Annotated in this window: 3 protein-coding genes; 1 reads left to right on the top strand and 2 read right to left on the bottom strand. The window is 65.6% G+C overall.

The annotated features are described in order from the left end of the window. Positions 1–267: 267 nt before the first annotated feature. Positions 268–1,038, bottom strand: coding sequence for a helix-turn-helix domain-containing protein (locus R1101_RS0121645; RefSeq protein ID WP_016935335.1), 771 nt, complete (start codon positions 1,036–1,038; stop codon positions 268–270). Between the two features lie 150 nt (positions 1,039–1,188). Beyond that, positions 1,189–1,887: an SIMPL domain-containing protein gene (locus tag R1101_RS0121650; protein WP_016935336.1), complete on the bottom strand. Its 699-nt coding sequence runs from the start codon at positions 1,885–1,887 to the stop codon at positions 1,189–1,191. Positions 1,888–1,997: 110 nt separating this feature from the next. Between R1101_RS0121650 and R1101_RS0121655 the strand changes: the two genes are divergently transcribed. Beyond that, positions 1,998–2,270 carry a GlsB/YeaQ/YmgE family stress response membrane protein gene (locus R1101_RS0121655; protein WP_026003569.1) on the top strand — a complete coding sequence of 91 codons (273 nt, stop codon included), beginning with the start codon at positions 1,998–2,000 and terminating at the stop codon, positions 2,268–2,270. The last annotated feature ends 7 nt before the right edge of the window (positions 2,271–2,277 follow it).

Below are 2,277 nucleotides of genomic sequence, written 5' to 3' on the forward strand. Positions count from 1 at the left end.
GGTCCGCCGGTGATTTGCGCCCGACCGGGAAGTTCCCTCCCCGATTTCTGATCTCGACCCGATAGGTGACGTCTCTTCACGACACAAGGGACGCCTTTCGTGCGAGCGGGTGTGGATGTGGGTAACGGAACGCGTCGAGGAGGGATTTCGTCGATGAGAATGCGGTTGGAGAGCAACGGCACCCCCGGGCCTCGGCCGCCGAGATCGAGTCCCGACAGCACCCCGTCGTCGACGGGAAATTCGATCCGGGTACCTTCGCAACGAACCTCAGGCCGCAGCCGGGACCCGCCACCCGCACCGCACGGCCTGTCCGTGCTCTTCGTCGGGCAGCCACCCGTACTCGTCGCAGTCGTCGCACTTCGGTTGGGTGACACGGGGTGTCGGCAGCGACCGCCACAAGGGCAACCATCCGTGCGCCAAGCGCATCGGATTGCCCGGTCTGTGCACGGATTTCGCCGCTGCGACAAGCATTGCCACCCCGTGCGTAGCGATGAGGGCTTCGATCGCCGCTGCCGCATCGGGTTCGAGGTAGACGAATGTCGCGGTGAGTTCGGCTCGCCTGCAGGCCGCTGCGAGCTCGACCATCGCCGGACTCAGCGGTTCCTTCGCGACGCGCGGAGTGCGGTTGGTTTCCGTCCTTGGTAGATCGGTACTTTCAAGAACGCCTGGGGCGCCGCTGTCCGCGCCGCCGCGGGTCGGATTCTCAGGTGCCGGGTCGGTGACGGGACGTTCGTAGACGGTCTGGATGGTGATCCACTGGCCGAGCTCGTTCTGGATCTTCTCGCGCACCAGGTAGCCGAGATCGGCGAGCTCGCGCAGTGCGGATCGGATCGCGTCGCGTCCTTCCCTGGGCGACTGGGCCGCGATCGAGTCGGCGCGGGTGCGCCAGTCGTCGGGTTTGGACAGCAACCAGACGAGCACGCCCCGGGCGCGGAAGGACAGCCGCTCATCGGTGATGACAGCGTTGCTGAGAACGGTGAAATCGGCGGCCAGGCGCGGTCCACGACGCACCCCGCCGGCCAGGGTATTCTGACCCACGTTCGACTCCTTGATCAGTCGGACATCCGGCCCGTCGGGAGTTGCAGCTCCTGGCGGGCCTTATTCGATTGTGGCCGCGCGAATCGGCGGCGTGGTGGCATCGTGCCACCGTCTGTACAACTCGCGCAAGGAATCGGACATGTGGCGCGCTCAACGGGCTTCGAAGCGTGCCTCGACGTCGGCGGTGAGAGTGACGCGGTCGGGTTCGAACACCAACTCGGGCTCGGCGGACTCGGGCGCGCCCATCGCATCCGACCGCAACATCGCGGTGTGCATCATGGGAGCGCCCGTCGTGTGGACGGGGGAGGGCTGGGACCCGAGCATGCCCGGATCGGCGATGGCCACAGCGCGAATCGTGTTGAGGCCCAACGATGCCGTGTATGCCTTCGCCTTGACCAGTGCGTCGCCCACGGCGAGATCGCGGACCCGCGCGAGTCGTTTCTGCTGAGCCTTGCGGGTGATCCACCAACGAATATCGGCGACGGTGACCACTTCGAGCGCCGCAACCTGCTCGACGAAGGTACCCACCGCGTCCAACTCGTGGAAGGTCACGGTGATCGACGCCGACGAGTTGTACACCCAGGGCCGATTCTTGCCCTCACGGCTGAACGGGCGCCGCCGACTGTGGCGTACCCGATCGAAGGTCCACCTCTTCACCGGGCTCGGGGAAGACTCCCGCAATTCGGTCACGAGACCGGTGATCGTGGCGACAGCCGCGGCCACCGGTTCTGCAGCCTGCTTGCGCGACGCGCCATCGGCGTGCGCGCGCAACACCACCGTGCACCGGTTGGGTGCGACGGTGCGTTCGGCATGACCGGTGACGGTGATCGTGACGGGAGGCTGGGTCATGCGCACGAGTGTGCCACTCCGAAAGTTCTCAGAAGTGAGAGGTGTGACTGATGGGACGACTGGGTACTCGAGGTGAGTCGAACTAGCCAGTGTTCACGAAAGGACTGCACATGCTCGGACTCGGAATCCTCGGTTGGATCATCATCGGTGGTCTCGCCGGCTGGATCGGTAGCAAGATCATGGGCACCGACGCCCAGCAGGGCATTCTCCTCAACGTCGTTGTCGGCGTCATCGGCGGCTTGATCGGTGGCTTCCTGCTCAAGGTCTTCGGCGTGGATGTCGAAGGCGGCGGACTGATCTTCAGCTTCCTGACCTGCCTCCTCGGCGCGGTCGTCCTGTTGTTCGTCGTCAAGGCCGCCACCGGCCGCGGCGTGCGCCGCTAACCGTTCT

The sequence above is a fragment of the Rhodococcus sp. R1101 genome, from assembly GCF_000278445.1.
Lineage (GTDB): Bacteria > Actinomycetota > Actinomycetes > Mycobacteriales > Mycobacteriaceae > Rhodococcus > Rhodococcus gordoniae.

Excerpts from the sequence above, each read along its gene's own strand:
- R1101_RS0121650 (WP_016935336.1), bottom strand. The coding sequence starts at position 1,887 with ATGACCCAGCCTCCCGTCACGATCACCGTCACCGGTCATGCCGAACGC.
- R1101_RS0121655 (WP_026003569.1), top strand. The coding sequence starts at position 1,998 with ATGCTCGGACTCGGAATCCTCGGTTGGATCATCATCGGTGGTCTCGCC.